The following is a 5,799-nucleotide window of genomic DNA, read 5'->3' as shown; positions in this document are numbered from 1 at the left end:
GATTAAAAAACAAAAAGGAACTGGTACTGCTCGTGCGGGTAGTGCAAAGAATCCATTGTTTAAAGGTGGTGGAACAGTTTTCGGACCAAGACCAAGAAGTTATTCATTTAAATTGAATAAAAGCTTGAAGCGTTTGGCTAGAAAATCTGCTTTCTCAATTAAAGCCAAAGAGTCGAACATTATCGTTCTTGAAGACTTTAATTTTGAAACTCCAAACACTAAAAATTTCATCAATGTTTTGAAAGCTTTAGAGTTAGAGAATAAAAAATCCCTGTTTGTGTTGGGTGATGTAAATAAAAATGTATATTTGTCGTCACGTAATTTAAAAGGCTCTAGCGTAGTAAGTAGCTTAGAATTAAGTACTTACGCTATATTAAACGCTAATAATTTAGTGCTTTTAGAGAGTTCTTTAGAGATAATTGAAGAAAATTTAAGTAAATAATAGGATATGAGCATCATAATTAAGCCTATAGTAACAGAAAAAGTAACCAAAGAAAGTGAAGTTTTAAACCGCTTCGGATTCGTTGTTGACAAAAAAGCAAATAAAGTGCAAATTAAGAAAGCTGTTGAAGCTGCTTATGGTGTAACTATTTTGAGTGTTAACACGATGAACGTAAGACCGGATAGAACTACAAAATACACTAAAAGTGGTTTGATCAGTGGAAAGACTAATGCAATTAAAAAAGCAATTGTTCAAGTACAAGAAGGAGAAACAATTGATTTTTACAACAATATCTAAGATAAAATGTCAGTAAGAAAATTAAAACCTATTACCCCAGGTCAGCGATTTAGAGTTGTGAATGGTTATGACGCCATTACAACTGATAAGCCGGAACGCTCTTTGATAGCGCCGATAAAAAACTCTGGTGGTAGAAATAGTCAAGGAAAGATGACCATGCGTTATACGGGTGGTGGTCACAAGCAGAGATATCGTATCATTGATTTTAAACGTACAAAAGAAGGAATTCCAGCTACGGTTAAGTCCATTGAATATGATCCAAATCGTACTGCTTTTATTGCATTGTTAGCTTATGCTGATGGTGAGAAAACGTATGTTATTGCTCAAAACGGATTGAAAGTTGGTCAGAAATTAGTTTCTGGTCCAGAATCTCAACCTGAAATTGGTAATACTTTACCTTTAAGTAGAGTTCCACTAGGAACTGTAATTTCTTGTATCGAATTGAGACCAGGACAAGGAGCTGTAATCGCTCGTTCTGCTGGAACATTTGCTCAATTAATGGCAAGAGATGGAAAATATGCTACAATTAAAATGCCTTCTGGGGAAACAAGATTGATCTTGTTGACTTGTTCGGCTACAATTGGAGCGGTTTCTAATTCAGACCACCAATTAGTTGTATCAGGGAAAGCTGGTAGAACAAGATGGTTAGGAAGAAGACCTAGAACAAGACCTGTTGCAATGAACCCTGTCGATCACCCAATGGGTGGTGGTGAAGGACGTTCTTCTGGTGGACATCCACGTTCAAGAAATGGAATACCAGCTAAAGGTTATAGAACTCGTTCTAAGAAAAACCCGAGTAACAAGTATATCGTAGAACGTAGAAAGAAATAATAAGATATGGCACGTTCATTAAAAAAAGGACCCTTTGTTCATTATAAGTTAGACAAGAAAGTTCAAGAAAACATCGCAGGCGGAAATAAAGGAGTTGTTAAGACATGGTCTAGAGCTTCTATGATTACTCCAGATTTTGTTGGACAAACTATCGCAGTTCATAACGGTCGTCAATTTGTACCAGTTTACGTAACAGAAAACATGGTAGGTCACAAATTAGGAGAATTTTCACCAACTAGATCTTTTAGAGGTCATGCTGGAGCAAAAAATAAAGGTAAAAAATAAGAAGCAATGGGAGTTCGTAAAAGAGAAACAGCAGATGCAAGAAAAGAGGCTAATAAGTCTTTGGCCTTCGCAAAGTTAAATAACTGCCCTACTTCACCTAGAAAAATGCGCTTAGTAGCAGATCTAGTAAGAGGTCAGAAGGTAGAAAGAGCATTAAACATCTTAAGATTTAGTTCTAAAGAGGCTTCACGAAAATTAGAGAAATTGGTTTTATCTGTTATTGCCAACTGGCAAGCAAAAAACCCAGATGCTAATATGGAAGAGGCTGGTTTATTTGTTAAAACGATTACAGTTGATGGTGGAATGATGTTGAAAAGACTTCGTCCAGCTCCACAAGGTCGTGCACACAGAATAAGAAAACGTTCTAATCACGTAACAATCGTGCTTGGAGCTATCAATAACACACAAAGCAATTCTTAAGCAGTATGGGACAAAAGACAAATCCAATTGGAAACAGACTTGGTATCATCAGAGGATGGGACTCAAACTGGTATGGTGGAAATGATTACGGTGATAAACTTGCCGAAGATCACAAAATCAGAAAGTATATCCATGCTCGTTTATCAAAAGCTAGTGTATCTAAAGTAATTATTGAGAGAACTTTAAAACTTGTAACCGTTACTATCACTACTGCTAGACCTGGTATTATTATCGGAAAAGGTGGCCAAGAGGTAGACAAGTTGAAAGAAGAACTTAAGAAAGTTACTGACAAAGAGGTTCAAATCAACATCTTTGAAATCAAAAGACCTGAACTTGACGCGTATCTAGTTGCTACAAGCATCTGTCGTCAAATCGAAAGCAGAATTTCTTACAGACGTGCAATCAAAATGGCTATTGCTGCCTCTATGCGTATGAACGCAGAAGGTATCAAAGTTTTGATTTCTGGTCGTTTGAATGGTGCGGAGATGGCTCGTTCAGAAGGTTTTAAAGAAGGTAGAGTTCCTCTATCAACTTTCAGAGCTGATATTGATTATGCTTTGGCTGAAGCTCATACTACTTATGGTAGAATGTGTATCAAAGTATGGATCATGAAAGGTGAAGTTTATGGAAAGAGAGATCTTTCTCCGCTTGCTGGAATGGACAAAAAACAATCTGGTACTGGTGGTAAAGGTGGTGATTCTCCAAGAGGAGATAGAAAACCTTTTAATAAAGGTGGTAAACCAGACGCTCGTAAACGAAAGTAAATTTTTAAACTAAAGTAAAATGTTACAGCCTAAAAGAACAAAATACCGTAAGGTACAAAAAGGTAAAATGAAAGGGAATTCCCAAAGAGGACATGAACTTTCTAATGGAATGTTTGGTATTAAATCTGTACATGAAGATGGAATGTTCTTAACTTCTCGTCAAATTGAAGCTGCACGTATTGCTGCAACTCGTTTTATGAAAAGAGAGGGACAATTATGGATCAAAATATTTCCAGACAAACCTATCACTAAGAAACCTCTTGAGGTACGTATGGGTAAAGGTAAAGGTGCAGTTGAGTATTGGGCTGCCGTTGTTAAACCCGGAAGAATTATGTTTGAAGTTGGAGGAGTACCTTTGTCAGTTGCAAAAGAGGCGTTACGTCTTGCAGCTCAAAAGCTTCCAGTAAAAACTAAATTCGTCGTTGCTAGAGATTTCGAAGCATAATCTATATTATATTATGAAACAATCAGAAATAAAAGATCTTTCTGCAGCGGAGTTGCAAGAAAAGCTTAGCCAGACTAAGAAAACATATGCTGATCTAAAAATGGCTCACGCTATTTCACCAATTGAGAATCCGCTTCAAATTAGAAGTGTAAGAAGAACAGTTGCAAGATTAGCTACGGAACTTACTAAAAGAGAGTTGCAATAATTGTAATCTGCTGAAAGATGGAAGAAAAAAGAAATTTAAGAAAAGAAAGAGTTGGTGTTGTGACTTCAGACAAGATGGATAAATCTATCGTAGTTGCTGAAGTGCGTAAAGTAAAACACCCATTATACGGTAAGTTCGTGTTGAAAACTAAAAAGTATCACGCACACCACGAAATGAACGACTGTAACATTGGAGATACTGTAAGGATTAGCGAAACGCGTCCTTTGAGTAAAACAAAATGTTGGAGGTTAGTTGAAATCTTAGAAAGAGCTAAATAATTATGGTACAACAAGAATCAAGACTAAAAGTAGCAGATAACACTGGAGCAAAGGAAGTTTTAACTATCCGTGTTTTAGGAGGTACCAAAAGAAGGTATGCCTCTGTTGGAGACAAGATTGTAGTTTCTATCAAAGATACAGCACCTAACGGAAGCGTTAAAAAAGGAGCTGTTTCAACTGCAGTTGTTGTACGTACCAAAAAAGAAGTAAGAAGAGCCGATGGTTCATACATTAGATTTGATGACAACGCATGTGTGTTATTAAATGCTGCTGGTGAAATGAGAGGAACTCGTGTTTTTGGTCCGGTAGCAAGAGAACTTCGTGAAAAACAATTCATGAAAATTGTATCATTAGCACCAGAAGTGCTTTAATTCGTTTTAAGATGATAAAGCTAAAAATAAAATCAGGTGACATCGTAAGAGTAATTGCTGGAGACCATAAAGGTGCTGAAGGTAAAGTTTTACGTGTGTACAAAGAGAAAAACAAAGCGATTGTTGAAGGTGTAAACATGGTTTCAAAACATACGAAACCAAGTGCAAAAAGCCCTCAAGGTGGTATTGTAAAGAAAGAAGCTTCTATACAAATATCTAACATTTCTTTAATTGATCCTAAAACTAAGGAAACAACTAGAGTAGGAATTAGAGTAGAAGGAGATAAGAAAGTAAGATTTTCAAAAAAATCTAATCAAGTACTATAGTAATGGCGTATATACCTAGACTAAAAGAAGAATATAAGAGCAGAGTAATTGCTGCTCTTAAAGAAGAATTCGGATACGTAAACGTAATGCAAGTTCCAAAATTGGAAAAAATCGTTTTAAGTAAAGGAGTTGGTGCAGCTGTATCTGATAAGAAACTAATCGACTATGCAGTTGAAGAGTTAACAAAGATCACTGGACAGAAAGCAGTATCTACTATTTCAAAGAAAGACGTTGCGTCATTCAAATTGAGAAAAGGAATGCCTATTGGAGCAAAAGTTACTTTGCGTGGAGAAAGAATGTATGAGTTTTTAGATAGACTTATTACTTCTGCTTTACCACGTGTTAGAGATTTTAGCGGAATTAAAGCTACTGGTTTTGATGGAAGAGGAAATTATAATCTTGGTGTTTTGGAGCAAATCATTTTCCCAGAAATTGATATTGACAAAGTAAACAAAATATCAGGAATGGATATTTCATTTGTTACTTCTGCAAAAACAGATAAAGAAGCAAAATCATTATTGGCTGAATTAGGTTTACCTTTTAAAAAGAATTAAGATATGGCTAAAGAATCAATGAAAGCCCGTGAGGTTAAGAGAGAAAAAACGGTAGCAAAGTATGCTGAGAAAAGAAAAGCTTTGTTAGAAGCCGGAGATCGCGAAGGTTTACAAAAATTACCAAAAAATGCTTCACCGGTTCGTTTACACAATCGTTGTAAATTGACAGGTAGACCAAGAGGTTATATGCGTCAATTCGGTCTTTCACGTGTAACATTTCGTGAAATGGCTAACCAAGGATTGATACCGGGAGTTAGAAAAGCTAGCTGGTAAGATTAAAAAAATTATAAATTGGCTAAAGGTTCAATTAGTGAGTACTTATTGAAAACCATAGTCGCAAATTAATACAAATGTATACAGATCCAATTGCAGATTATCTTACGAGAGTTAGAAATGCAGTGATGGCAAACCACAAGGTGGTTGAGATTCCAGCTTCTAATCTTAAAAAAGAAATCACAAAAATTTTATTCGATCAAGGGTATATTTTAAGTTACAAATTTGATGATAACTCTGTTCAGGGAACCATCAAAATTGCTCTTAAGTATGATAAAGATACTAAAGACTCTGTAATTAAAGATATC

The 5,799-nt window shown here is 35.8% G+C and carries 14 protein-coding genes; all 14 read left to right on the top strand.

The window, feature by feature from the left end; translation table 11 throughout:
• A partial coding sequence (gene rplD, locus RMN92_RS08770) for a 50S ribosomal protein L4 (RefSeq protein WP_309609086.1) occupies positions 1-442 on the top strand: 442 nt, incomplete at its 5' end.
• Between the two features lie 6 nt (positions 443-448).
• Entirely contained in the window at positions 449-739 is a 291-nt protein-coding gene (gene rplW / locus RMN92_RS08765) for a 50S ribosomal protein L23 (RefSeq protein ID WP_035668124.1), read from the top strand.
• A 6-nt stretch (positions 740-745) separates the two neighbouring features.
• Positions 746-1,570, top strand: coding sequence for a 50S ribosomal protein L2 (gene rplB / locus RMN92_RS08760; protein WP_035668122.1), 825 nt, complete (start codon positions 746-748; stop codon positions 1,568-1,570).
• 6 nt (positions 1,571-1,576) lie between these two features.
• Complete coding sequence (gene rpsS, locus RMN92_RS08755) at positions 1,577-1,855, top strand: 30S ribosomal protein S19 (protein WP_007136562.1); 279 nt, start codon at positions 1,577-1,579, stop codon at positions 1,853-1,855.
• A 6-nt stretch (positions 1,856-1,861) separates the two neighbouring features.
• Complete coding sequence (rplV, locus tag RMN92_RS08750; RefSeq protein WP_309609085.1) at positions 1,862-2,275, top strand: 50S ribosomal protein L22; 414 nt, start codon at positions 1,862-1,864, stop codon at positions 2,273-2,275.
• A gap of 5 nt (positions 2,276-2,280) precedes the next feature.
• Positions 2,281-3,039 carry a 30S ribosomal protein S3 gene (rpsC, locus tag RMN92_RS08745; RefSeq protein ID WP_309609084.1) on the top strand — a complete coding sequence of 253 codons (759 nt, stop codon included), beginning with the start codon at positions 2,281-2,283 and terminating at the stop codon, positions 3,037-3,039.
• A gap of 19 nt (positions 3,040-3,058) precedes the next feature.
• Positions 3,059-3,484 carry a 50S ribosomal protein L16 gene (gene rplP, locus RMN92_RS08740; RefSeq protein WP_007803637.1) on the top strand — a complete coding sequence of 142 codons (426 nt, stop codon included), beginning with the start codon at positions 3,059-3,061 and terminating at the stop codon, positions 3,482-3,484.
• Positions 3,485-3,497: 13 nt separating this feature from the next.
• Entirely contained in the window at positions 3,498-3,689 is a 192-nt protein-coding gene (gene rpmC, locus RMN92_RS08735; protein ID WP_047774317.1) for a 50S ribosomal protein L29, read from the top strand.
• Between the two features lie 17 nt (positions 3,690-3,706).
• The gene (gene rpsQ, locus RMN92_RS08730) at positions 3,707-3,967 is read left to right on the top strand and encodes a 30S ribosomal protein S17 (RefSeq protein WP_309609083.1); all 261 of its coding nucleotides are present in this window, start codon (positions 3,707-3,709) and stop codon (positions 3,965-3,967) included.
• Between the two features lie 2 nt (positions 3,968-3,969).
• Complete coding sequence (rplN, locus tag RMN92_RS08725) at positions 3,970-4,338, top strand: 50S ribosomal protein L14 (protein WP_026717863.1); 369 nt, start codon at positions 3,970-3,972, stop codon at positions 4,336-4,338.
• 11 nt (positions 4,339-4,349) lie between these two features.
• A complete protein-coding gene (gene rplX, locus RMN92_RS08720; RefSeq protein ID WP_188049962.1) occupies positions 4,350-4,664 on the top strand; it encodes a 50S ribosomal protein L24 in 315 nt (104 codons plus the stop codon).
• Positions 4,665-4,666: 2 nt separating this feature from the next.
• Positions 4,667-5,218, top strand: a complete 552-nt coding sequence (gene rplE, locus RMN92_RS08715) for a 50S ribosomal protein L5 (RefSeq protein ID WP_309609082.1) — start codon at positions 4,667-4,669, stop codon at positions 5,216-5,218.
• 3 nt (positions 5,219-5,221) lie between these two features.
• Complete coding sequence (gene rpsN, locus RMN92_RS08710; protein WP_293889997.1) at positions 5,222-5,491, top strand: 30S ribosomal protein S14; 270 nt, start codon at positions 5,222-5,224, stop codon at positions 5,489-5,491.
• 77 nt (positions 5,492-5,568) lie between these two features.
• Positions 5,569-5,799 (top strand): 30S ribosomal protein S8 (gene rpsH, locus RMN92_RS08705; RefSeq protein WP_309609081.1); only part of this gene is annotated, 231 nt, incomplete at its 3' end.

This window comes from Flavobacterium sp., assembly GCF_031363805.1.
In the GTDB taxonomy this organism is placed as follows: domain Bacteria; phylum Bacteroidota; class Bacteroidia; order Flavobacteriales; family Flavobacteriaceae; genus Flavobacterium.
Note: the sequence above shows the minus strand (reverse complement) of the source record. Positions and strands in the feature narration are given on the sequence as shown.

What these genes read in the sequence shown, in the direction of transcription:
- rplE (WP_309609082.1), top strand. Translation starts at nt 4,667, where the DNA reads ATGGCGTATATACCTAGACTAAAAGAAGAATATAAGAGCAGAGTAATT.
- rplN (WP_026717863.1), top strand. Translation starts at nt 3,970, where the DNA reads ATGGTACAACAAGAATCAAGACTAAAAGTAGCAGATAACACTGGAGCA.
- rplW (WP_035668124.1), top strand. Translation starts at nt 449, where the DNA reads ATGAGCATCATAATTAAGCCTATAGTAACAGAAAAAGTAACCAAAGAA.
- rplP (WP_007803637.1), top strand. Translation starts at nt 3,059, where the DNA reads ATGTTACAGCCTAAAAGAACAAAATACCGTAAGGTACAAAAAGGTAAA.
- rpmC (WP_047774317.1), top strand. Translation starts at nt 3,498, where the DNA reads ATGAAACAATCAGAAATAAAAGATCTTTCTGCAGCGGAGTTGCAAGAA.
- rpsS (WP_007136562.1), top strand. Translation starts at nt 1,577, where the DNA reads ATGGCACGTTCATTAAAAAAAGGACCCTTTGTTCATTATAAGTTAGAC.
- rpsC (WP_309609084.1), top strand. Translation starts at nt 2,281, where the DNA reads ATGGGACAAAAGACAAATCCAATTGGAAACAGACTTGGTATCATCAGA.
- rpsN (WP_293889997.1), top strand. Translation starts at nt 5,222, where the DNA reads ATGGCTAAAGAATCAATGAAAGCCCGTGAGGTTAAGAGAGAAAAAACG.
- rplB (WP_035668122.1), top strand. Translation starts at nt 746, where the DNA reads ATGTCAGTAAGAAAATTAAAACCTATTACCCCAGGTCAGCGATTTAGA.
- rplX (WP_188049962.1), top strand. Translation starts at nt 4,350, where the DNA reads ATGATAAAGCTAAAAATAAAATCAGGTGACATCGTAAGAGTAATTGCT.
- rplV (WP_309609085.1), top strand. Translation starts at nt 1,862, where the DNA reads ATGGGAGTTCGTAAAAGAGAAACAGCAGATGCAAGAAAAGAGGCTAAT.
- rpsQ (WP_309609083.1), top strand. Translation starts at nt 3,707, where the DNA reads ATGGAAGAAAAAAGAAATTTAAGAAAAGAAAGAGTTGGTGTTGTGACT.